This is a genomic window from Clostridium mediterraneense, assembly GCF_900091705.1.
GTDB lineage: Bacteria > Bacillota > Clostridia > Clostridiales > Clostridiaceae > Sarcina > Sarcina mediterraneense.
Genome location: NZ_LT594782.1, coordinates 20,205 through 45,473 on the forward strand (window position 1 = coordinate 20,205; position 25,269 = coordinate 45,473).

Here is a 25,269-nt window from a genome sequence, read left to right on the forward strand (position 1 = left end):
ATAATTAAAAATTATTTTTTATTTGCTAAATTTTCTTTATGAATTTAGTATAGCATAGTAACTTGTTTTTAACAAGTTACTTTCTAAAAACAAGTTAACTATTTGTAGATTAAAATATTTATTATGTTTTATTAAAACTTGATTTACAAAAATACATATGTTAAGTTGAATTTAAGTAATATTATATTTATAGAACATAAGAAAAGAGAGAAATTATATGAAGGCTAATGAGAAAACTATACTTAGATTTTTAGAAAGTTCAGATACAAATTTTATAGTACCGATATATCAAAGAAAATATTCTTGGACTATAGAAGAAGCAAAAAAATTATATGATGATCTTATAGATATTATAAATAAAAATCAAAAAAATCATTTTTTTGGTAGTATAGTATCTGTTTATAATGATTTAGGAAGAGATAGAGAATATTTAATTATAGATGGACAACAAAGAATAACTACAGTATCACTTTTAATTTTAGCTTTATATAGAATTATTGATTTAGAAATATGCAAAATAGAAAGGATTAATAAAAATCAGCTTATAAATGAATATCTTATAAATCCATATTCTATTAGTGAAGATAAATTAAAGTTAAAACTTATTTATGATGACTTTAAAGTGTATAAAGATTTATATGAAGAAAATATAATTTATAGTGATTCAAATATAGGTATAAATTATAGTTATTTTTATAATAGAATACTTAAAGAGGAAATAAGCTTAGATAAGCTTTATGAAGCTATAAATAGGTTAATCATTGTAGAGATAGAACTTAAGAGTTCAGAGGATAATGCACAGCTTATCTTTGAGAGTTTAAATTCAACAGGGCTTAATCTTACAGATGCCGATAAAATAAGAAACTTTATTCTTATGGATAAGGATTCTAAAACACAAACTTATCTTTATAAAAAATATTGGCGAAAGATAGAGAAAAATACTAAGGATGATATAGTTGTATTTATAAAAGATTACCTTAGCATAAAAGAAAGAAAAATTTCAACAATAGATAAGATTTATTATAATTTTAAGCTTTATATAAAAGAAAATTTTAATAATAATATAGAATATATTTTAAAAGAAATGTTTATATATTCAGAGATATATAATAAAATAATTAATTTGAATTTTGAGTTTAAGGAGATAAATTCTATATTAAAAAATATAAATTATTTAGGAGTTAAGGTTACTTATCCATTCCTTATGGAGTTATTTTTAGATTATTATAATAAATATATAAATAAAGATGATTTAATAGAAGTTTTAAAAGTATTAGAAACCTATATATTTAGAAGAATAATGTGTAGAATTCCTAGCAATTCACTTGCTAAATATTTTGTTAATCTTAGTGAGAGCATAAAGAAAGAGAACAATTATAAGGAAAATTATTTAGAAATATTTAAATATCTAATTTTAAAGAGGAAAGATAATCTTAGATTACCAAGTAATATGGAATTTAAAAAACATTTTCTTGAAGAAGAAGTATATTTATTTAATTCTAAAAGAAAAACATATCTTTTAGAAAAATTAGAGAATTATAATAATAAAGAGAGAGTAGATATAGAAAGGCTTTTAGAAGAGGGAACTTTAACTATAGAGCATATTATGCCACAAAAATTAAATAGTTGGTGGAAACAAAATTTAGGAGATAATTTTGAAGAAATACATAATACATATCTACATACAATAGGCAATTTAAGTTTAACAGGATATAATGCTAATATGAGTAATAAATCTTTTTATGAGAAGAAAAATACTGATAAAGGTTTTAAAAATAGTAGATTAAAGTTAAATTCCTTTATAGCAACTAGACAAGTATGGTCAGAAAAAGAGATATTACAAAGAGCTATTTTATTATTTAAAGATGCAGAAAATATTTGGGATTATCCTAAAACTAAATATAAGTCTAATAATATCTTTGAAAATATATATTATTTATCTGATGAAGAGGATTTTACAAATAAAAAAATAAAGGGCTTTATATTTGAAGGGAAAGAATATAAGGCTAAAAGCTTCACAGAGCTTTATGAGAAGGTTTTAAACATACTTTATGATATAGAACCTATCTTACTTAAAAGTATAGCTATAAACTCTTATAATAAAGAAGAAATAGCAATGAAAATATCTGCTGATAAATATGGAATGATAAAACCTTATAAAATTGTTGAGGATATTTATATAGAAAAATCTTTATCTATAGATTCAAAGCTTAATGTTTTAAGATATATTCTAGGTATATATAATATTGATTTAGATGAGTTAAGTTTTTATATATAATAAAAAAACTAAGTAGTGGGACAGTACTACTTAGTTTTTTATTTTTTAAAATTTATTAAACAATTCTTCTAGCAGCTGAAATATCGCTTAAGTGCCATGAAGAAATATCTACAGTTTCACCTGGTTTTGGTGCTTGAATATATTGACCATTACCAATGTAAATTGCTACGTGGTAAGGTGCTTGAGGATCTCCCCAGAATATTAAGTCACCTGGTTGTAAGCTGTTTACATTTGTTGATACAGGAGTTCCAGCATCTATTTGAGTGTATGTTGTTCTTCCTATATAATATCCAAAGTGTTTGTATACATATGATGTTAATCCACTACAGTCAAATGCATTAGGACCTGTAGCTCCCCATACGTATGGTGTTCCAATAAATTGTTCAGCATATTGTACTATAGCTTGTTGTAATTGTGAAGTACTTAATCCGCTGTTTGAATTTTGGTTGCTTGAACCTTGGTTACTTGAACCTTGGTTACTTGAACTTGAGTTGCTTGAACTTTGGTTGCTTGAACTTTGGTTGCTTGAACTTTGGTTGCTTGAACTTTGGTTGCTTGAACTTTGGCTGCTTGAACTTTGGTTACTTGAACTTTGGTTACTTGAACTTGAGTTGCTTGAACTTTGGTTGCTTGAACTTGAGTTGCTTGAACTTTGGTTACTTGAACTTGAGTTGCTTGAACTTTGGTTACTTGAACTTGAGTTGCTTGAACTTTGGTTGCTTGAACTTTGGTTGCTTGAACTTTGGTTGCTTGAACTTGAGTTGCTTGAACTTTGAGCTGGTGATAATGAAACTATACTATTCATGCTCTTTCCAGCTTTAACATTAACTTTAACTGATGTTGAATTATAGTTATCTACTGATACAGTAAATGTATGAAGACCAGTTGGGATTGAGCTTATTTTAACTTTTCCTTGTTGGTTAGTTGTAAAGCTATTACCGTTTATTGTTACATTAACATTTGAAAGTACTTGTTCGCTTGTTGCGTTTATTAATGTTAATGTTGCACTTCCTATTTGAGGTACTTGGCTTTGTGAGCTAGCATTATTTGTTTGAGCTTGTCCGTTGTTAGGTATAGCTAAGAATGATGATGATTGTAAAGCTGCTAATTGAGCAGGTGTTAATTGTTTCTTAGCATCCTTTGAATTTTGTGTTTGCTTTGTATCTGTGTTCTTAGTTTCTTTAACTGTTGAGTTATTTGTCTTAGCAACTTCTTTCTTTACAGGAGTAGCTTTTTGTGTGTTAGCTACTTTATTTGAAGTTGTTGAGTTTGATGAAGTTGTTGAAACTGCTGAACCTATGTTTAGGTATTCTCCATAAACATATCCAATAGTACCATTTATATTTATCTTATACCATTCACCTTGTTTAGCAATTACTTTAACTTGGTTTCCATTACTTAATGAATCTATAACTGATGAAGCCATTGTGGCATTTTCTCTAACATTTAAGCTTGAGCTAACGTTTATAACTTGTCCATTATTATTCATTTCTACTGGAGTAGCATTAACTCCACTTTCTATTAATCTAAGGTTATCAGCTGAGATATATCCAGTTGATCCTGTTTCTTGAACAGTAACCTTATACCAGTTTTGACTATAACTTTGTATTTTAAGCATTTCACCTACTGAAAGGTTACTTACTATTTTACCATTTTTATTTCCTTGACTTCTAAGGACTAAATTTCCATTTCCATTAACAACCATTGCGTTTGTAACCATCTTGTGATTAGCGTTTGCTAAAAGCACCTCATTCTTAGTTACCTTAGTTGTTTGTTTATTTTGTGTTGACGTCGCATGCTTATGGGCATGTGCCGTATTAGCACCAACTAGTAATGCACTAGCTAATACTAGTCCTGCGATTTTATTTCTTGCCATTATTTTTTCCTCCATACATAATTAATATATTACAGATACATTATAGTTATATAGGACAAAGCTTTCAAATTTGTAATATTTATAAATATACAAGATTTATAAACTAAAGTTAACATATTATTCATAATAATAAATGAAATTTTGATAATAAGTTAAATTTTATACATATATTTTGATTCAATAGAAATTAGTTAAGAAGAGAAATTTCAATAAATAGGTAATTAAATTGACAAAATATATTAATAGATAACAAAGATGTTATAAAAGTAAATTAATAAAGGAAAAATTTTTATATTTATAAGAAAATTTAGAATAATAATTATTTGTTTTGTGAAAAATAATACTGACAAAATTATATTTATTACTCTAAGTTTTAAGGGGAACTAGGAGATTGTAATACTAATATTAAAAATAAAAGTCAGGGCTTATAGTCCTGATTTTTATTTTATAAATATCAATAAAATAATAAAGAATTTAATAATTAGTTAATTTTTCTAAAAATTTTAGTAATATCTATTGATATATGATAACCTTTACTTAGGATATAATTTTATAGCGGGAGGAATATTTTTGAGACTTATAATAAATGCTGATGATTTTGCTTTGACAAAAGGAGTTACAGAGGGAATAATTAAAGCTTATAAAGAAGGAATATTAACTTCAACAACAATGATGGTAAATATGCCTTATATAGATCTTGCAAAGAAGTATTCAGATGAAAATCCTGGCTTAGCAGTAGGAATTCATTTAGTTTTAACAGCAGGAAAATCTATTTTAAATGATGTAAAAACAATAGTAGATGAGAATGGTGACTTCTATAAGTATAAGTATATTTATAATAAAGAAATTTCTATGGACCCAAAAGAAGTTTATAGAGAATGGAAAGCACAAATTGAAAAATTTATAAAAGTGATGGGAAAAAAGCCAACTCATATAGATTCACATCATCATGCTCATTTAATGTGGCCAGGTTTAGAAATTATTCAAGATTTAGCAAATGAATATAATATTCCTATAAGACAAGAAGAATATATCATTAAGGATTATGAATTTGTTAAATTTATCAGGAATTTCCATCAAGGGAATATAAATATGGAGTATTTTTATGAAGATAAAGATTCTATGTTAAATTATGATATAGTAGAACTTATGTGTCATCCTGGTATTGTTGACAAGGAACTTAGAGATAAAAGTTCTTATACTGATGCAAGGGAAAAAGAACTTAAAATACTATTGTCTAAAGAATTAAAGAATTGGATAAAAGATAATAATGTAGAGCTTATAAATTATACTAATATAAGTAGAAAATAATATATATTATATTTCCATGTATTTTATAAGTTAATTTAAGCAAAATAAGATTGATGAAAATAGTAATAGAAATGTAATGATATTTTTTTGAAATTTTAAATTATAAAAGTTATAATAATCTAAATATATAAACTAAGGAGGAGGTTTTCATGTTTGATTTATTTGAAGAAGAAGAACTAAGAAGAGAAGAGTTAAGAAGAGAAGAAATGAGAAGAGAAGAATTATTAGAAGAGGAAATATTCGAGGATGAAATGATTGAAGATGAAATGCTCGAAGATGAAATCTTAGAAGACGAATTTTTTGAAGAATTTTAATAATTAATATGGCAATAAACTACATTAATATATAATAATGTAGTTTATTTTTTATATTAGAATAAATTTTGAATTTAGTAGAAAAAATGATATTATTAAATTATTAAAAAAAGAGAAAATTAAGTTTAAAGGATAGGTTTAGAATGTTAAAGCAATATATAGAGGTGGAAAATTATTTAATAAAAAATGATATTATAGCTAATATAGATGAATATAGTAAAAAGGTACCAGAAAAGAAAGTGAAATTTATAAAAAAACAAATAGAGGATAAAAATAGTCCTTTCAATGCTTATTTATCAAATATTATAGAAAGTAATAACATTAATGAACTTGAGAATATAGGACATATTTTAAATATGTCTGGTTTTAAGTTAAGTTTTAAAGTACAAACTTTAAATACAGATAATATAGATATTATTAAAACATACATAAAATATTCAGATCATAAAACTTGTTCAAATAAGGTAAAACTTATAAAAACTATTATTAATTGTGAAGATGAGGATGGTATAGATATACTTTTAGAAAGTAATTTTATTACTAATAAAAATCTAGATAAATTTATTAATTTCGCAATAAATAGTGGGAAATATAAGATAGTACCTAAGCTTATGGAGAGAAAAAAATTATAATGTTAAAAAAAAGTTAATTACTTAGTAATATTAAATATGTATTTTTATTGTATAATTAGAGTATAAAATCAGTAATAATATATTACTTGCAATCTATATTTATAATAAAATTTGTTGATTTCATAAAAGCAGTTATTTAAGGGGAGATAACTGCTTTTATCGTGCAAATAAAAATAAAAAGCTAGTCTATTTAAGGCTAGCTTTAGTTTTATTTAAATTATTCAAAGTATTCATTTAAGTTATCTAAAATAATTTCTGATAGTTCATTATTTATTATTTTAGTGTCATTAGATATTTTATTTATTTGTATACTATCAAATGATATAAGGCCAAGGAAATTTCTTTTATAAAGTAATTTATAATTAAAATCATTAATAGATAAAATAGGATTAGAATTAGAATCAAAACCTAAAAATTTGCAATCTTTTTTTAAACTTCTAAAGTAATTTATAGCTGCAACTACAATAGATTGATCAGTAAAATAATGATTTTCTAAAGAAAAGTTTGAAAAAGGATTTTTATTAATTGATTTTTCCATTAAATCACCCCGCATTAAAATTTTAATTACTTAAGCCTATGTAGTATGCATAAACAGCTAAAGTTTTATACATACTTTTAAGAATAAACAAAAATTTTATGATAGAAGTACATTTAATTTTATTCTAGCATTTATCATTTAATGTGTAAACGATATCTATATATAGATTAAAAAAGTATAATTATTTTTAATTTTAAATAATTATACTTTAAAATATAAATTATAAAATAGCTAAATATCTTATAATTTATGATCTTATACTTAAGATCTAATTTTAGGATTTATGTGTGTATGTGTGTGATAATTTAAAGTGTGACAGTTAAATTACCTAAATATTATATTAACATAAAGTTAAGGAAATGTGAAGAATGTTAAATTATTTAATATTTAATTAGAAAATAAAATTTTTTATCAAGAAATAAGAAAATTTTTATATAAAATGGTAAAATTATAAATATAATATTTATAGGAGATATGAGTTGTGTTAGTTGAAATATATATTAATTTTGATATTATAATAAGTTTTATAATAATTTTTTCATTATGCTTTAAGTTGTCTAGACAGATAAAAGAAGCTATTCGTTTTAGAAGAATAATAAAGCCAAATTCAAAAGAAAATAAGATAATGGTTAGAAGTAATTATATTCATATAACATTATATTCTGCTTTTATAATAAGCTTTATAAGTAATTTATTAATTAATATAGGTATTGTAAATTTTAGATTTGATATAGGGGATACTTTAAAAACTATAACTATTATTTTAGTAGTATTATTTTTTATTTCTGAATATATAATAATTCCAAAATTGATTTCAAATATAAAGTAAGTTAGGTGGTCTAGCTTACTTTTTTATTTTTATATTTAAATGATAAGAAAAAATGTAAAAATATATTTTTTTATTTAATATTTTTAATTATTAGATAAGAAATCTACTTAATTACCAAATGTAAAATAAAATATAAAAATTGAAGTATTATTTACAAAATATATAATTATATAGTCCAATATTAAACAAATGAGGAGGATTTTATATGAAAAAATTAATTGGAATTATTATAGCTGCTTTTATAGCAGTATTTTCTATAACATATTTTTATGAAAAAGATTCAAAAATCGCAAATGCTTCTGAAAATATTAATACTAGCTCAAATAGTAGCAACATGAGTAATGGAAATGGAAATAGTAATGAATCAGGAAATACAAATAATAGTTCAAATAACACTAATAATAGTGGATTAAGTAATAATAAATCACAAAGTACAGTAAGTAATAGTAAAGAAACTAACGCTAATGATAAAGGCTTTGATGATTATAAAGAGATAGAAAATCAATTTATAAATATAAAGAATTTTACACCAGATGAAATTAAATTATATAATAAGCTTTTAAATGCTAGTCAAAATGGACCGGGTTGGTGTACTTTTATGGTAACTAATCTTGGAAATCCTGTAATGATAAATAATATACCATCATATGGAGTTACAAGTTATTGTTTAGCAGGAACTATAAATAATAGAACTCTAGAAAATACTAGTGGTATTTTAGGTGGAGGAATGTTTTCAATAACAGGAAAAGCTCTTAAGGGTTCATATTCAAGTCAGGTAAATGAGAATTTAACTAATACTCAAATAGAGAATGTTATTTATAAATTATATTTAGAATATGCAAATATTAATTGTACTGTAAAAACAAGTGCTAATATAACTGTAAATCTAAATGATTATAAAGAAGTTAATGGTATAAAACTTTATCATGTAACAGGAAATAATGTAGATCTTTATATAAGTTTAAATGGAATAATTTATGCTAATCCTTCAATAGGATCAGATAATAATTTTAGTGGGGGAGTTTCACCTCTTAGCCAAAGTGAAATAGATGAATATAAAAATAATAGTAATATTACTCAAACACAAATTAATCTATATGAGTATTTATCTAGTTTAGCGATAGTATCATTAGAAACTAGAGGGAATATGGGAACAGATGCTTCTTGGATAGTAGTAAACCTATCTAATACTATAAATGTAAATGGAGAGACTTACTATTCAATTCATAATTATTATGGAGATTCTCAATTTTATATGAACTTAAATGGTGATGTATTAAATGAGGATATACCTGAAAAGCAGATAGATGATACGTTGACTACTGAGCAGATTTATAATGAATTGGGAAAGGTAGTTACTCAATATGTAGATTATATGGGATGGGAACAAGTTGGTAATCCTAATATAGAAGTTGCTTTTAATCCTGATGGTACTATAAAGTATAAAGAAGTTAATGGAATTAAGTATTATGCAGTAATTCAAGGAGCAAGTTCTGAATTAAAATATAATGGAGATATTTATAAAAAGTTTGGAAGTAGTACAGTAGAAAATTGTCCAGAATTCAATGGTCAAAATGGAATAGAGATGTATATATCATTAAATGGTGGTGTTTTATCACATAGTGCATTTGGTAGATAAAATTATTAAAGTATAATGTTTTTTTAAATATAAAAGTTTTATTATGTGTTTAAGTTAAGAGATAACATTTATATTATTTATATTAATAAAAGTAAACAAAATAAATACAAATTATTAAATAATATTGAACTGCATTATTTTTATTTGTATTATATACTTGAGAATTAATTTAAAGCTTAGTTGAAGAAGGTTTCATCACGATTATATGTTTAAGGAGATCATAAATGGAGCCGGAATCTGAAAAAGAAAATAATTTATATGACACGAGTACTGTTGGAGGAGTTATGAAGCCATGTATATCTGTCAAAGAAACAGATACAGTACTAGATGTTATGAGGGAATTGCAATCTATACCTATAAATAAGAATAATTCATTTTTTATTTATGTAGTTGATTCAGTAGGAACACTAAAGGGTGTAGTAAAAGCAAGAGATTTAGCGACTAATTCATTTGAAAAGAAAATTTCAGAAATATTAGAGAAAAATATAACTTGTGTAAATTGCACAGATAGCAAAGATATTTTAAAAGATATTTCATATAAGTTTGGAAAAGTTTCATATATACCTGTAGTTAACAATAGAAAAAAGCTACTTGGAGAGGTTAATCTATTAAAATATAAAAAAGCCTTTGAAGATGACGAAGAAGAGGAAAGTGTTAATTCTAGTTTTATAACTGGACTTAAAAATAGATTACCTTGGCTTATGATTAATATAGTAACAATATTACTTGCCTCAATTGTAATTAATCAATTTGAAGGAACTATATCTAAAGTAGCAATACTTGCCACATTTATGCCAATAGTATCTGGTATTTCAGGTAATGGGGGTGGACAAGTATTATCTGTTATAGTTAGGGGGATAGCACTTGGAAACTTAAAAGAAAATAACTATAAGAAAGTATTTATAAAAGAATTTGTAGTTGGTGTAATAAATGCAGTAGTTACGGGCCTTATAGTAGCTGTTATAGCTGCTATTTGGGATAAGGATATGTATTTTGGGATAGTTATAGGAGCTGCTATGATACTTAGTTTGTTTATAACAGTCCTATTAGGATATATTGTACCTTTGATTTTAAAGAAATTCGGGGTAGATCCAGCTATGGCATCATCAATATTTGTAACTACAACAGCAGATATTGTATCATTTTTAATAACACTGGGATTTGCACAGATGTTTATAAAGTATATAACATAATAGATTTAAAGGAATGATTCATTTAGAATCATTCCTTTTTTATTAAATAACAAATTTAGAATTTATATGATATTTAATAATATTTTTTGCTAATAGATTATACAAATAAATAATTGATATATTTATTGATAAAAAAAATCAATCTTAGTATAAAAATTGATAAAAATTTCTAGATTACTTGTAGATTTTATATAAATAGGAGTATACTTATAGTAAGTGATAAAATGTTCTCAATTAGGTTTTTAAATTAATTTGAAAAATATAATTTAAAGTAGAGGTGTACTTAAGATGAGTTTTAGTTTAGCAAAAGTAGCTGGTGATGACTCAGGTTCTCACCCCAGGGGAACGGTAGAGGAATTAATAGATTATGATTTTATATCAATAAATCAAAATAAAACAGTGGGAGATGTTTTAAGATATTTACAAACTATTGCAATTAATGATAAAAAGCATTATACAATATTTGTTGTAGACAATAATGGTAAGTTAAAAGGTAAGATAAGTTTTGAAGATTTGGTAACAACAGATTTTAATGAGATTATCAAAAATATAATGCATAAAGAAATAGCATTTTTAAGACTTAATACTAAAAGTGATGAAGCATTGTCTTTAGTTAATAAACATGGTTATATGAGCTTACCTGTTGTTGACAATACTTCAAAGCTTAGAGGTGTTTTTTATAAAAGTATTAAAGCAGAAAAGATATATTCAGAAAGAAAATGTGATATCAAACAAGAAAATGTTACTGATAGTATTTTAGATTCTGTAAAGATGAGATTACCATGGCTTATATTAAATATAGTAACTGTTGTTTTATCTTGCTCAGTTATATTTTTATTTAATGGAGTTATTGAAAAGGTAGCAATACTTGCAACATTTTTACCTATAGTTGCAGGTCTTGGAGCAAATTCAGGTGGACAATCACTTAGCATAGCTATAAGAGGTCTTGCATTAAAAGAACTAAATTCTAAGAATTTTATTAAAGTATTATTCAAAGAAGGAAGTCTTGGTGCTACAACAGGTTTAGCAACAGGGATTACTGTAGGATTAATAGCTACAATATGGACTGGAAATGTTATGATAGCTCTAATTTTAGCTATTGCTATGGTACTTAATATGATAGCAGGAAATATTAGTGGTATAGTAATTCCATATATTTCAACTAAATTCAAGTTAGATCCTGCAAGTTCAGCTGCGATTTTCCTAACAATAATAACAGATACATTAGGATTCTTGTTCTATTTAGGATTAGCATATAAATTTATTATGTATATATAAAAAGAAAATGGATGTCTTTTAGACATCCATTTTTTTATTTAACTTCAATATCTTTTTTCTTAAGTCTTTTATGTGTATAATCAGCAAATACTCTATATATAACTGCAAATAGAGGAATACCTAATATAACACCTAAAACTCCATATACACTGCTACCTATAAGTATAGCAAGCATTATCCATATAGCTGAAAGTCCTACTGAATTTCCAACAACTCTTGGATAAATAAAATGACCTTCTACTTGTTGAAGAATTAGTATAAATATTAAAAAGTAAACGGCCTTAATAGGATTTACCATAAATATAATAAATAAAGATGGAATAGTTCCTATAAATGCTCCGAAAATAGGTATAATACTTGTAACACCAACAAGAGTTCCTATAAGAAAAGCATATGGAAGTCTTAAAGCAAGCATACCAAGGAAACAAAGAGTTCCTATTATAAGTGCTTCTAAACATTGCCCTGTAATAAAAGCAGAATATGTTTTATTTGCAAGCTTTGCAATTTCAACTGTCTTTTCTGCAAATCTTTTATTAAAGAAAGCAAATAAGACTTTTTTCATTTGAAGTATAAGTTTTTCTTTATTTGCAAGCATATAAACAGCAAATACTATTGAAAGAACTAAATCAATTAAACTGCTAGTTACATTAATAGTAATATCTATAGCGTTTGATAAGAATGAACCTATGATGTTAGTTGATATATTAAGTATTTCTTTCCACATATTAAGAGCTTTATCAAGCATAGTATGTATTTGTTCTGAATTAATATGGCTTATATAGTTTTCAACAAATTTTTCTATTTCAGTAGCATATCCTGGGATACTACTTCCAAGCTTTGATACACTTTCTATAAGTTGTGGTATTGCAAATATAATTAATGCTGCTAATACACCTACTATAGTAATAAGTGATAAAGTTATAGAAAGAGGTCTTTTCATATGCCTAATTTTAGCGCTTTTACTTTTATCAATAAATTTTAAAATTTTATTATCAAATAATTTCATAAGTAGGTTTAAGACAAACGCTATACCTATTGCATAAATAAAAGGTGAAAGCATACCTAAAATATCACTTATTATTGATAAAACTAATTTTATTTTTAAAAGTAAAGCAGCTAGTAATAATATATAAGTGCTTAATAAAATATAAGATTTTAACTTTAAATCTTTAAAAAACAATAATATCACTTTCCTTTTAATTTTAATAATCAATAATTTAATATAAATCTCTAGTTACAATTTTATAATAAATATTTAATAAATACAATTTAAACTAGTAAATATACTAAAATAGTAAATTTTTATATTTAAGTTTGATAAAAACAAATAAGTTAATATATTTTTTGATATATTTATAATTTATCTCTTAAATAAAATACTCGTAAATGATAATTAAATAAAAAAAGAATAAAATGATACAAAATAAAAAAAATATTGATAGGAAGTTGTAAATGAAAACATATAGTTTTTTGCTACAATTTTATATAACAAATTAAATTTTAAATTATTAAAAAAGGAGGGTCAATCGTACATATGGAAAATAAAGAAATATTAGAAATATTAAACTTTAGACATGCATGTAAAATCTATGATGATCAAAAGAAAATAAGTGAGGAAGATTTTAATTGTATTCTTGAAGCAGGTAGATTATCACCTAGTGCATTTTCACTAGAACCTTGGAGTTTTGTTGTTGTTCAAAATAAAGATCTTAGAGAAAAAATTAAACCAGTTTGTTTTGGAGCAGCATCACAACTTGATACAGCAAGTCATTTTGTTATAATCTTAGCTAGAAAAAAAGAATCTATAATTTATAATTCAGATTATGTTGATTATTACGTAAGAGAAATTCAAAAACTTCCAATAGAGAAAGTTGAAAAGAAAAAGAAAACACTTGAACATTTCCAAAAGAATGAGTTTAATATATTAGAAAGTGATAGAGTTGCTTTTGAATGGTCATGTAGAGAAAGTTATATAGCTCTTGGAAATATGATGTTTGCTGCTGCACTTAGAGGTATAGATTCTTGTGGAATGGAAGGTTTTTCACCTAAAGAATTAGAAAAAATATTAGAAGAAGAAGGAATTATTGATTCTAAAGAGTTTGGAGTTTCATGCTTAGTTTCATTTGGATATAGAAAAGCAGAACCAAAGAGAGCTAAAGTAAGAAGACCTATGGAACAAGTAGTTAAGTTTATTCATTAAAATAATTTTAAGAAAGATTTCAATATTTATTGATTTCTTTTTTTTATTAAATAAAAAACTCTCTGGGGTCAATCAGAGAGTTTGGATGATAGACATATAATAAAAAATATTATATTAGAATACGAATTTCATAGTAAAAATCATAACTCAAGCTACTTCTTAAACTAGGATAATTAACTATGTTATAATTATCTCATTTTAAAATTTATATTCAATATGTATAGATAAATAATAACTAAATATTATTATATATGACATAATATTAAAATCTTATTAAATATATTTGAAATATTTGTATGAAAAAAAGCTAGTTATTCTTAAATAAAATAACTAGCTGTGGATATAATATTAACTTAAACCATTATTGTTAGTACCACCAAGTATAGTTCCACTTAAAGGGAATCCAGTATTGTCATTAGAATTAAAATTATCTGCTCTAGAATTACTTAATACATTATTTAAAAGTAAATTATTATTATTAAGACTATTTCTTAAAATTAAATCGTTAGTATCAAGATTATTTCTTAAAATTAAGTTATTACTATCAAGAGTGTTCCTTAAAAGCAAATCATGAATACACATTAGATAACTGTTTTGATTTGTTATTGTGGTTAATGCATATATAAGTATCCAAAATAACATTTGCTGACTTTCTCGACCTTGTTCAGTCAACATCTTACAATCACAAGGTGTAAATTTTGATCTTGACATATATATTCTCCTAAAAATACTACTACTTATATGTTATGATTTAGATATTTAAATGGTTATTATAATGGCTTTTTAAATTTTAATAGTAACCTGTAATTGATTTTATATCTTTAACAGCTATAAATATATTGAAGTGTTTATAGAACCACTTTATTACTTCAGCACATGAAGCTACAAAATCTTTTGGTCTAGGATAGTCAAAAGCATCTTCTTCTTTTCCTTCAATAACAAAAGTTAAAAGGTCCCTACTTTTTTTTATTTTTATTTCATGTATATTATTAATTCCTATTTTAAAAGTAAGATTTTTACCATCTTGTTTATAAGAATATGGATCTGTGCTAGATTTTATTAAAGTAATAAATGAGCCATTAACACATTTGATTATTTGATTAATTTCAAATGTTACGTCAAGTTCTTGTGCAAGACAAGCTGTAAGGTTTAATCCATCTTCAGTATCTTGTATGATAAAAGTTTTATCCATTAATATTTCCTCTTTTCTTAAGTATTAGTTACTATAAATAAAAATATCATATATATTTTTTTCATACAAGTATATTTAAAAATAATTCCAAATGTGGATTTTATATGGTAATATAATCTTAGATAGAATTAATTTAAGGGGGATTTTTAGTGAAAAAAATATTAGGAGGATTTCTAGCTGTATTACTTTCAGTTTTACTTGTTTCTTGTGGTGGGGTTAAGCCAGAAGATGTAGTAAAGCAATCATTTAAGGAAATAAAAGAAGATAAACTTGAAGATTTAATTTCATCATCAGATTTATCAAAGGAAGAGCTTGCAGAATTAAAAAAAATTGAACCTAAATTAAAAGAATTAGAACCATCATTTAAAGTAGTTCAAGATACATTTAAAGGTGAAATAATTTCTAGTGAGATATCAGAAGATGGAAATACAGCTGTAGTTAAAACTAAAGTAACAGCTGTAGATTTTAATGTCTTATTTAGTGATGTAATGAGTGATATATTCTCACAAGCATTTTCAAAGGCTTTCCAAGGTGAATTAAAAGAAGGTGAAGATATTTCTGATGAAGAAGCTACAAATATGATTATAGATTCAATAAAAAAAGCTTTAGATAAAGATAATGTAAAAACAGCTACTAATGAAATAGATATAAAACTTGAAAAGAAAGATTCAGAGTGGAAAATTGTAGATGAAGAAGATATTATGCTTCAAATGTTTAATTTAGATGCTAATGCTCTTAAAGATTTAACTGATATTGGAGAATAATAAAAGTGGTCAACTAAAAAGTTGACCACTTTTTATTTAGCTAAAAGCTTATCTTTTAAAGCAGAACATTTTTCAATATTTATAAGGATCTCACATATATCTGTATATATAAGTCTTTCACTAACCTTATTAATTTGATTAAAATTCTCTCTAATACATAAAGGAATGTCTTCAACAGATGTTATCTTATCATAATCAGGGAGAGTACAAATATTACATCTTAGTTCATTTAATCTTTGAATACGTTCTTCTCTATTTTCTTTAAGAGATATATCTCCATATTCTACTCTATTAATTATATTTTTAATCTTTACTAAAATATAACGCTCAAGATTTATAAATTCACTTAATACTTCATCATCTAGAGCTGTATTATTAATCTTTATTTTAGTTTCTATAGATTTACCTAAAAGTATTGAATTTTGAATAAATGTAGTATTGTCTTTATCTTCAGTTATAGTAAATAGCTTATCTATCATTTCTCTAGTTACATTATAGTATTGATTTATAAGAACTTCTGTCTCTTTTGCTATATAGTAAGGATATATAAACTTACCTGCAAGTAATGTTATTATTACACCTATTATAATAAAATAAATTCTATCAAATGAAAGTATTGTAGGATGGTTTGGATCACTCATAACTGCAAGTCCTAGTACTAAGATAGTTATAAATTTTATTTGATTTTTATATGATTTAGAAAAACTAGCAGCATATATAGCTAGTAAAAGAATTAAAAGTCTTATATTAGCATTATGGAATATATAGAATAAAATTAAGAAATATATAGCTCCAAGTGTAGTTCCTACAACTCTAGCAATACTTCTATTTTTTAAAGTATCATTATATGGCTGACTTACAGATGCTATAGTATATATAATCCAAGTTCCATGAGGAATTTTAAAATATTGAACTATAAAATAAGTAATAGATATAGTAAGTGAAGTTCTTAAAGCAAAAGTAAATCTAACAGAGCTTTTATTAAAGCTAGTCTTTAATATATTAGTAAGTGTTAAAGTTTCTGTGATTATTTGCTTGTTATCAAGTTTATTAGAACCTTTATCAGACTCTACAAATTCTATAAGAAGTTTAGCAATAATATCTATACATTCATATAATTCATATTTAGTAAAATCATCTAAATCAGTTTCATTATGACGCTTACTAAATTTAGTTATTATAGACTCTATATTTTTCTTATCTACTTCTCCTTTAGAATATTTAATCATTTCAGAAAGGCCATCTTTTAAATCTTTTAATGTTTGACATTCGGAAAGCTTTGAATGTTCTATACTTATAAGCTTTCTTTTTAAAGCATCAAAAGATGATATTAAACTAAGAGTAGCTCCTTCTTTTTTACTTAAATAAAAGTTACTATTTCTAGTCTCAAAAACTTCACTTGACCATTTTGAATTAAGCATGTCAAGGTTTTTAATAACTTTACTAGTATCCTCTTCTTTAATTATACAATCTATAAATGTAAGGAAAGAATTTAAAATCCCATTTAGATTATTAAGAGTATTTTTCTTAGCCCTTCTTTTATTAATAACTAATTGTACTAAAACAGCTATTATTCCTATTATAGTAAGAGCTAAAATTCTAAATCCAAAATCTTTTCCTTTAGCAGGTATACCTAAAAGTAAACAGTAACCCATTAAAAATGGGAAATAAATCGTTTTCTTTAAACTGTATATAAGTAGATATACAAGTATAAAAATACTTATAAAGTTTATGAAAAGTCCTGTATATATATTTAAGTTAGCTAAGTAAGGCATAACTCCTATAAAAATGCTAAGCCCTATAATTTTAAATGCTATTCTTAAAGGTGTTCCAGTGAAATCTTTATTTAAGATAAATACACCTATAAGAAAAACAAGAATACTAACAATAATATTTGCTGGACCTAAAAATAATTTAGCAGCTATAAAGAAAAGAGCGGTAATTAGGACTATTATCGTGTTGGTTATTATTTTTTTTGTATCCATTTGCAACTCCTTAATTATTTTATCTTATGTTTAGTTCTTATTATACTATCGATATAAACAAAAGTCTAAAAAGATAATAATTTAACATTAGAATATAGATATTTAAATTATATGTAGTATTTTTAGATCAAAATCTTAAAAAGACTACCTTAAAAAGATAGTCTTTGAATATGTTTTGGATAGATGACTTTTACAGTCATATATAGTTTATCTTTACTGTAAAAAATATAAAGATAAATTTGAACTAAATAATTTAGGATATATCTATTATAAGCTGAATATAAAAAAATATTCTTTTTGTTACATAGATTATTACAAAAATCTTAAGATTGAAATATTTAACAGGGATTTATTGACACTAATATTGTATTAATACTATAATACACTTAAGTAAGAAAAAGGAATAAATATATTTTTTTGTCTTATATGTATTAATGAATTAATACATTATATATTATAAGGGGTGAAGTAAGTGATTGAAATTAAAGATGCTGTAAAGGTATATAAAAAAATTAGAGCTTTAGATGGACTTACAGTAAATATTGATGAAGGGAAAATAACAGTTTTACTAGGCTTAAATGGGGTAGGTAAATCAACTACATTAAAAGCTATAATGGGACTTGTAAAACTTAATAAGGGTGAAATATTTGTAGATGGTGAAAAGGTTGGAGCAAAATCCTATAATAAAATAGCGCTTGTTCCAGATATACAAACTCACTATGCATATATGACAATTAAAGAAGCATTTAAATATATGGATACTTTCTATATAAATTGGGACATGGAAAAAGCTTATGAAATGCTAAAGGATTTTAAACTTGATATAGATAGTAAAATTTCAAGTTTATCAAAAGGAAATATAGCAAGAGTAAAACTTATATTAGGTTTTGCACAAAATCCTAAATATCTTTTACTTGATGAACCTTTCTCAGGAATAGATATATTTACAAGAGAAGTATTTATAAGCTCAATGCTTAAATATATGACTGAAGATATGGCAGTTCTTCTAACAACACATGAAATAAAAGAAATTGAAAACTTAGCCGATGATGTGATTTTAATAAGTGATGGAAAACTTATAAGTAAATTTAATGCTCAGGAGCTTAAAGAAGAAGAAGGTCTTTCAATTGTAGATAAAATGAGGGAGGTTTATAAAAATGAAATCTATAGCTAAAAAGAAAAATAGTCTTTTAAACCTTATTGGATATGAAATAGATAATACATTTAAAGTTGGAGTCATAGCTACTATTTCATTAATAGCTCTTAGTATTGGAGTAACAATTTTTAAGTTTTTTAGTACTAATTCAGCTTTAAAGTATTTTGTAGAGCAAAGATATAGCAAAAAGGATATAGAATATAATTTATTTACTTCAATAACTAATTTCTTTGAAATGAAGGAATTAATATTCCTAGGAGGTATTATTTTACTTTTAGTAATATTTTCATTTTATATATGGTTTAAAGAATGGTTTGGAAACAATAGAACTATTTATACTTTATTAATGTTACCTGTTGAAAGATGGAAGTTAATAGCTTCTAAATATATAGTTTGTTATTTCTTCTTTATAATAAATTTTGGATTAATATATTTATTTAAATATATAGATAGACTTATATTATCTAATATAAATTATAATATAGAAGCTTCATTAATTGATAGAAGTATATATTTTACTTTTATTAATGATTTAGATATTATAAAATTAATATTTATATTTGTAACTATAGCTATAATATTTGTATTTAATATAGTATTTATAAATAGATTAAAGCCTATATTAGGAACTATTCTTATACTTATTATAGAATTAATTTTAACAGCTATTTTCTTTTTATTACCTATATGGTTAAACTTATTTACTAATCAATTTATAACAGTATATTTTGTAGAGACTATTATTTATTTTATTGGATCATTTATAGTAGCTAATTATTTATTGAATAAAAAGGTTCATGTTTAAAAGGGGGATGTACTATGAATAAAAAGAGAATAATAGTTTCAGTACTAGCAATAATTTCTATTATGGGAATAGGGATGGAGCTTATAAATAAGGATAGAAAAACTGAAACTAATAACAAGTATACTACAATAAAAGGGAATTTAGATGCCTTAGGTGATACTAAGTTAACGTTTAATTCAGATATACTTTTTAGAAATTATACTACGGAAATATCTAAAGATGGAATAAGGATAGATAATTTTTTGAAAAATATAGTAGCTGAGTTAGCTAATAAAAGACCATCAGAAGACTTTATTAAAGAAAATAAAAAGTTTTTTAAAAGTATTAGCACATGGTTGTTTAGCGTAGATTCAGATAGTAAGTTAGAAGTTTTTGATGATAATAGTTTATTATATATAGGAAGTAATACAAATGATTATAATTCTATTAATATGGATTATAATTTAGAGATGAAAGGAAAATTCCAAGATAAAAATAAGAATATAAGAGATATTAGTATGAAGTTTAATATAAAAGGAATGGCTAATATTTATTATACAGATACAAAATTTATAAAAAAAGATAATGATAAATTAATTATAGGATTAGATATTAGTGGAAGAGAAGAAAAAAAGGAGGATCAAATTTATAAATTCGGTATAATAACATTAGATCTTAATACCTTAAAGTACGATATATCTGTTGAAGATAAAAAACGTAATAATATGATAGAAACTCCTATAGTAGTTAATAATAAAAATTTTTATTACCTTAAGCTTAATAATAAAGATAAAGAGCAAGATATTGTTGAAATTATAAAAGGCGATATTAATAATATTAATAAGTTAGAAGTAGTAAATAAATTTAACTTAGAAAATAAAGTTGAAAATATAAATTTCAATATAGGAAGAGTAAGTAATGAAATTTATTTTGCAAATGAAAATAATAATAAAACTTTAAATCTATATAGATATAATATAAAGAATAATTCCTTTAAAGAATATAAAAATTTAAAATTTGATATCTTAGATACTAAAGGTAAAGAAAGTTATATAAAGGATATTATATTAAAAAATGATAAAGCTATATTAATTAAAGGAGTAAGAAAAAGTGATAATGAATATATATATGATTCCAATACAGTAGTAGAAGTTTTAGATTTAAATACTAACAAATCCTTATATACTGGACGATTTGAAAATGATCCATATCTTGTTGAAACTATATCTATGAAAAAATAAAGGAGGGATTAATTTATGTTCTTTGAGGTCAATGATAGAGAACCTATTTATATTCAAATAATAAGACATATTAAAACTGCAATAGTTACTGGTACTTTACAAGCTGGTGATGAAATCCCTTCAAGAAGAGAGCTTGCAGAAAGTTTAAGAGTAAATCCAAATACTGTACAAAGAGCTTATAGAGAAATGGAGGGGATTGGTTTGATAGAAACAGTAAGAAATTTTCCAAGTAAGATAACAAATGATAAAGAAATATTAAATACTATTAGATCAGAACTTATTGATGAATCTATAAATAAATTTTTAGAATCAATGAAATCTTTAAATTTTTCTAAGGAAGAGGTTATTGATATAATAAATGAAAAATATTAAATAATAGAGAATATTAAATAATAAAAATGCTATCTTTGATTATTAAGATAGCATTTTTTTATTTGTTTTAATATTATATTCTAGTTTTATTTTATTAAAGTTGCTAAATTTAATACTTATTATGTAAATTTTTTTAGAGGTTATACTAAATTATTTCAAAAGTATTATATTTTAGTTAAAAAATATGGATATATTATATAAATTAACTTATAATAACGAAATCTAATATTTTTATAGGAAATAATTACATAAATTTATTATTTAGTATAGCAAAATTTAGCAAGTTCTATAATCACTTATTTTGTATTTTTTTTTTAGAGTAGTTATAATTTAAACATAATATAAATTAGTATTTTATGGTAAGGCCAAGATACTAAATATAATAAAAAAATAAATAAAATATATAAAAAATAAAGTATTTAGTTATATTGAATCTTTTATTTTTTATATTAAAGTAGGAGTGATTTATATGAACAAAGTAAAATTAGGATTTATCGCAGCATTAATTATGAGTGCACCATTAGCAGCTAAGGGACTTGCAACTCATCCTAAAGTAGATAATACTGTATTATTAGCACAACACCAACAAGCTACTAATAGTGTACAAGTAGTACAAAATAATACACAAGTAAAATCACAAAAAGATCAAGCAACAGCAGAAGGTCAACAAAGTATTTATGTAATAAATGAATCAGGAATATTAATATCTTCAGGAGTTGCAAAAGGAACTGGACATCAAGTTCTTGGGGATTTAAGTAAATATGTAAAAATACCAGCTGATGCAACAATAACATCAATTACTTATGATGGAGTACGTTATTCATTACAAGATATAGAAGATCTTGTATTTACACCTAATGCAAATGGTTTAATAATTGTAAATATATCAATGCCAAAAACTAATGATGTTCATGTTACAATGGGGGGAGTTCAAATAGCATTCTCAACTAGTTATAAAATAGAACAAACTGCTGATTCAACTATTATAAATGTGCCAAAAGGATTAAATACAAACCTAAAAGTAACAGGTGTTAATATAAATGGTGTAATGTTTACTGGAAATCAAGTTGATAGTAGTACACCTGGTAAAATAATTGTAAAAGCAAAAATGCCTACTACACCAGCAGATATAAATTACTTTAATATATACGTTACAAGAAAATAGTAAAATTATTATACTAAGCAAATTTCTTATGATATAATTTATAATAGATTTTATAAAATCATGAGGAGATGTAATTAAAATTGTACGGAATAAGAAGAGATGGCGAAAGATTAGAGCAAGATTATATAGATAAAGTAGCTGAAAAAGCCAGATTAAATAAAAAGCTTAGTAAATCAAAAAATTCTAAGAAAAAACTTGAGAATTATTTGAAATCTAAAAATAGACAATTTGATTATTAAAATAAAAAGAACTTCTAAAGTGGCTAATCCTTAGGAGTTCTTTTTATTTTTATGTATTTGAAATTTTAGTTTAGATAACCGTAACAAGTCATCATAAGTGATTAATTTAATTATACCCTTTAATAATGAAACCTTATACTAAAAGATATTTCTGAAAGATTACATTATTGTATTAAAATTTTAATTTTGAATTAACTAACACATCATTTGTAAAATATTTAATTTTCAGGTAAAATTATAGTGGAATATTGTGAAATAAGGAAAATAAAAATAAGTTTTCCTATATAATAAAAGATTATCTAACAAAATTAACACTAGCACTATACTCATCTATTTTATCTTGATCTACATTAATATATCTTTGAGTAACTGAAACACTTGAATGATTTAGAAGATTTCTTACCATTTCAAGATTATTATTACTTGCTCTATAAGCATTTACAGCATAAAACTTTCTAAAACTATGAGTACCTATATAGTTATACCCTAAATATTCAGTAACTTTTTTTAATCTCATTTGAATATTTCTGGCAGTTGTATTAAAAAGATAATCATCAAGACCAAGATTATTATTTATAGCATAGTCTTGGAGAGCTTCTATAAAATTAATATTAACCTTTCTATATTGAAGCTTTTTGGTTTTTTGTTCTATAAAAGCTAGTTTGTTTCCTCTGATATCTTTAAGTTTCATTCTTAAAATATCATTTATTCTAAATCCTATAGTTGCTTGCACACTAAGTATTAAAGCAACTTGTAAATTAGGTTCAATCCTTCTACTCGCCCCTCTTTTATCTTTATATTTAACTCCAAATTTTAATATTGAAATTATTTTATTAAATTCTTCTTCAGTTAAAGGTCTTGTCGCCTTACTCTCATTTAATTCTTTTGCTATATCATCTCTAGTTTTAGTTTTATTATTAACTGTAGTTTTTTCATTTTTTATCTTAGTTTTTTTTACTAAATTCCCACTATCGTTTTTAAGAAAATTTTGAATTTTAAAATCCTTATATTCCTTGATATACCTGATTAAACTCATTTGTAAATCTAAAGCAATATCAGAATCCAATATGGCAGAAATTAAGGTATTATCTATATTTACAGCTCTAGATTCTAGAATTTTAAATTTTTCTTCTATTTCTAAGAAATCACTTTCTAATACTTTTATTATATCTGAATTATTCATGTACCTAAGATCCCTTCTGTAGATTATATTAATTTACTAAATTATGTATATTTATTATTAGTTTTATTATATTAAACTTATTCGTATTTGTCAAAGTTATTCGCTTTTAATAATTATATTAAAAATATAATTATTAAAAAAATATCTATAAAGCATTATAATAAGCCATTTTTCTTAAAGTTATTCGCATTTTAGTTAAAATGCGAATAACTTTAAGATTTTCTATAGTGACCATTTAGGGGAGAAGTTCTTTTTAAAAATTAGTAAGTAATCTTTTATTTAAAATAGAGAAATTTTTAACATAAAATATTTTTAGATTAATTAGGAATCATATGTTATCTAATATCATAAATTAAATTAGAATAAATAGGGGGGATTTAATTTATGGAAGATTTAACAAACTTCATTCCACATCAATTATTAATATTAGTAGCTGCTCTCTACGTTATAGGAACTATCTTAAAGAAAACACCTAAAGTCCAGGATTGGATGATACCTTGGATATTATTAGTTATTGGAATTATATTTAGTGTAATTATTTGTGGCTTTAGTGCTACATCTATTTTACAAGGTATAATATGTAGCTTTGGATCTGTAGGAATTAATCAGCTTTATAAACAAACTGTCTCTAAAAGATAAATTAAGAAGTCCTTAATTTGGCTTTTTAATTTTACTAAAGAAGTTATAGCTTATTTTATACTATATAATTATATTTTAATATAAATTTATTTTATATATGATATTGAGTATCATTATCATATATTGAAAAATATAATGTATTTTTAATAAAATATTATATTTAATATATAATCAGTAACTTTATAGATATAAAAGTAGCTTAAAATTTAATAATATAATATATATAGTAAATTGCTTTAATATAATTGATATGATAAAATGAAATTCCAGGGCAATGATATCTAGTTAATTGTATGATTATTGTTCTGTCTTTTGTTTGATTGTGCAACTAATTGTTGTATTTTTATAGATTTTCGTTTAATCCCAGTGACTCCATATTACGGGAAAGTATTAATAAGGATATAGTTAAAATTTATTTTAACTATACCCTTATTTTTTTAGTTTATTAATTCTTAAGTTTG

The 25,269-nt window shown here is 23.8% G+C and carries 24 protein-coding genes; 17 read left to right on the forward strand and 7 right to left on the reverse strand.

The window, feature by feature from the left end:
- Positions 1–217: 217 nt before the first annotated feature.
- Positions 218–2,278, forward strand: coding sequence for a DUF262 domain-containing protein (locus BN8917_RS00120; RefSeq protein WP_066868835.1), 2,061 nt, complete (start codon positions 218–220; stop codon positions 2,276–2,278).
- Positions 2,279–2,333: 55 nt separating this feature from the next.
- On the opposite strand, the gene BN8917_RS14855 is transcribed toward BN8917_RS00120, so the two are convergent.
- The gene (locus BN8917_RS14855) at positions 2,334–4,154 is read right to left on the reverse strand and encodes an NlpC/P60 family protein (RefSeq protein ID WP_066868838.1); all 1,821 of its coding nucleotides are present in this window, start codon (positions 4,152–4,154) and stop codon (positions 2,334–2,336) included.
- 570 nt (positions 4,155–4,724) lie between these two features.
- Here BN8917_RS14855 and chbG point away from each other — a divergent pair.
- From chbG to BN8917_RS00135, 3 genes are all read left to right on the forward strand, one after another.
- The gene (chbG, locus tag BN8917_RS00130) at positions 4,725–5,465 is read left to right on the forward strand and encodes a chitin disaccharide deacetylase (RefSeq protein ID WP_066868841.1); all 741 of its coding nucleotides are present in this window, start codon (positions 4,725–4,727) and stop codon (positions 5,463–5,465) included.
- A 149-nt stretch (positions 5,466–5,614) separates the two neighbouring features.
- Positions 5,615–5,779 (forward strand): hypothetical protein, encoded by a 165-nt coding sequence (locus BN8917_RS14480; protein ID WP_187117182.1) that lies wholly within the window; start codon positions 5,615–5,617, stop codon positions 5,777–5,779.
- A gap of 143 nt (positions 5,780–5,922) precedes the next feature.
- Entirely contained in the window at positions 5,923–6,411 is a 489-nt protein-coding gene (locus BN8917_RS00135; RefSeq protein WP_066868843.1) for a hypothetical protein, read from the forward strand.
- Between the two features lie 217 nt (positions 6,412–6,628).
- Here the strand turns inward: BN8917_RS00135 and BN8917_RS00140 are convergent, their stop codons facing one another.
- The gene (locus tag BN8917_RS00140) at positions 6,629–6,949 is read right to left on the reverse strand and encodes a hypothetical protein (protein ID WP_066868846.1); all 321 of its coding nucleotides are present in this window, start codon (positions 6,947–6,949) and stop codon (positions 6,629–6,631) included.
- A gap of 481 nt (positions 6,950–7,430) precedes the next feature.
- Here BN8917_RS00140 and BN8917_RS00145 point away from each other — a divergent pair, with 481 nt between their 5' ends.
- The 4 genes from BN8917_RS00145 to BN8917_RS00160 all read left to right on the forward strand — a co-directional run bounded on the left by BN8917_RS00145 (position 7,431) and on the right by BN8917_RS00160 (position 11,888).
- Positions 7,431–7,778 (forward strand): hypothetical protein, encoded by a 348-nt coding sequence (locus BN8917_RS00145; RefSeq protein ID WP_066868850.1) that lies wholly within the window; start codon positions 7,431–7,433, stop codon positions 7,776–7,778.
- 205 nt (positions 7,779–7,983) lie between these two features.
- A complete protein-coding gene (locus BN8917_RS00150) occupies positions 7,984–9,417 on the forward strand; it encodes a hypothetical protein (protein ID WP_066868853.1) in 1,434 nt (477 codons plus the stop codon).
- A gap of 224 nt (positions 9,418–9,641) precedes the next feature.
- The gene (locus BN8917_RS00155) at positions 9,642–10,610 is read left to right on the forward strand and encodes a magnesium transporter (protein ID WP_066868856.1); all 969 of its coding nucleotides are present in this window, start codon (positions 9,642–9,644) and stop codon (positions 10,608–10,610) included.
- Positions 10,611–10,898: 288 nt separating this feature from the next.
- Positions 10,899–11,888, forward strand: a complete 990-nt coding sequence (locus BN8917_RS00160; protein ID WP_066868860.1) for a magnesium transporter — start codon at positions 10,899–10,901, stop codon at positions 11,886–11,888.
- Positions 11,889–11,922: 34 nt separating this feature from the next.
- Here BN8917_RS00160 and BN8917_RS00165 read toward each other — a convergent pair whose 3' ends face one another.
- Complete coding sequence (locus BN8917_RS00165) at positions 11,923–13,068, reverse strand: AI-2E family transporter (protein ID WP_066868863.1); 1,146 nt, start codon at positions 13,066–13,068, stop codon at positions 11,923–11,925.
- Between the two features lie 354 nt (positions 13,069–13,422).
- On the opposite strand from BN8917_RS00165, the gene BN8917_RS00170 reads away from it, so the two are divergent.
- Positions 13,423–14,088, forward strand: a complete 666-nt coding sequence (locus tag BN8917_RS00170) for an NAD(P)H-dependent oxidoreductase (RefSeq protein ID WP_066868866.1) — start codon at positions 13,423–13,425, stop codon at positions 14,086–14,088.
- A 348-nt stretch (positions 14,089–14,436) separates the two neighbouring features.
- Here BN8917_RS00170 and BN8917_RS00175 read toward each other — a convergent pair whose 3' ends face one another.
- Positions 14,437–14,799: a hypothetical protein gene (locus BN8917_RS00175; protein WP_066868869.1), complete on the reverse strand. Its 363-nt coding sequence runs from the start codon at positions 14,797–14,799 to the stop codon at positions 14,437–14,439.
- 79 nt (positions 14,800–14,878) lie between these two features.
- A complete protein-coding gene (locus tag BN8917_RS00180) occupies positions 14,879–15,280 on the reverse strand; it encodes a hypothetical protein (RefSeq protein WP_066868872.1) in 402 nt (133 codons plus the stop codon).
- A gap of 149 nt (positions 15,281–15,429) precedes the next feature.
- On the opposite strand from BN8917_RS00180, the gene BN8917_RS00185 reads away from it, so the two are divergent.
- A complete protein-coding gene (locus BN8917_RS00185) occupies positions 15,430–16,044 on the forward strand; it encodes a hypothetical protein (protein WP_066868875.1) in 615 nt (204 codons plus the stop codon).
- A gap of 32 nt (positions 16,045–16,076) precedes the next feature.
- On the opposite strand, the gene BN8917_RS00190 is transcribed toward BN8917_RS00185, so the two are convergent.
- Complete coding sequence (locus BN8917_RS00190) at positions 16,077–18,029, reverse strand: FUSC family protein (RefSeq protein WP_066868878.1); 1,953 nt, start codon at positions 18,027–18,029, stop codon at positions 16,077–16,079.
- A 472-nt stretch (positions 18,030–18,501) separates the two neighbouring features.
- Here BN8917_RS00190 and BN8917_RS00195 point away from each other — a divergent pair, with 472 nt between their 5' ends.
- The 6 genes from BN8917_RS00195 to BN8917_RS14240 all read left to right on the forward strand — a co-directional run bounded on the left by BN8917_RS00195 (position 18,502) and on the right by BN8917_RS14240 (position 22,986).
- Positions 18,502–19,203, forward strand: coding sequence for an ABC transporter ATP-binding protein (locus tag BN8917_RS00195; protein ID WP_066868881.1), 702 nt, complete (start codon positions 18,502–18,504; stop codon positions 19,201–19,203).
- Entirely contained in the window at positions 19,187–19,990 is an 804-nt protein-coding gene (locus BN8917_RS00200) for a hypothetical protein (protein ID WP_066868884.1), read from the forward strand. The genes BN8917_RS00195 and BN8917_RS00200 overlap by 17 nt, the downstream gene beginning before the upstream one ends.
- Before the next feature lie 14 nt (positions 19,991–20,004).
- Complete coding sequence (locus tag BN8917_RS00205) at positions 20,005–21,210, forward strand: hypothetical protein (RefSeq protein ID WP_066868887.1); 1,206 nt, start codon at positions 20,005–20,007, stop codon at positions 21,208–21,210.
- 15 nt (positions 21,211–21,225) lie between these two features.
- Complete coding sequence (locus BN8917_RS00210; RefSeq protein ID WP_066868890.1) at positions 21,226–21,582, forward strand: GntR family transcriptional regulator; 357 nt, start codon at positions 21,226–21,228, stop codon at positions 21,580–21,582.
- A gap of 469 nt (positions 21,583–22,051) precedes the next feature.
- A complete protein-coding gene (locus BN8917_RS00215; protein ID WP_066868893.1) occupies positions 22,052–22,747 on the forward strand; it encodes a hypothetical protein in 696 nt (231 codons plus the stop codon).
- Positions 22,748–22,827: 80 nt separating this feature from the next.
- Positions 22,828–22,986 carry a hypothetical protein gene (locus tag BN8917_RS14240; RefSeq protein ID WP_159426709.1) on the forward strand — a complete coding sequence of 53 codons (159 nt, stop codon included), beginning with the start codon at positions 22,828–22,830 and terminating at the stop codon, positions 22,984–22,986.
- 295 nt (positions 22,987–23,281) lie between these two features.
- On the opposite strand, the gene BN8917_RS00220 is transcribed toward BN8917_RS14240, so the two are convergent.
- Positions 23,282–24,169, reverse strand: coding sequence for a tyrosine-type recombinase/integrase (locus BN8917_RS00220; protein WP_084748391.1), 888 nt, complete (start codon positions 24,167–24,169; stop codon positions 23,282–23,284).
- 384 nt (positions 24,170–24,553) lie between these two features.
- On the opposite strand from BN8917_RS00220, the gene BN8917_RS00225 reads away from it, so the two are divergent.
- Positions 24,554–24,808: a phage holin family protein gene (locus BN8917_RS00225; RefSeq protein ID WP_066868896.1), complete on the forward strand. Its 255-nt coding sequence runs from the start codon at positions 24,554–24,556 to the stop codon at positions 24,806–24,808.
- The last annotated feature ends 461 nt before the right edge of the window (positions 24,809–25,269 follow it).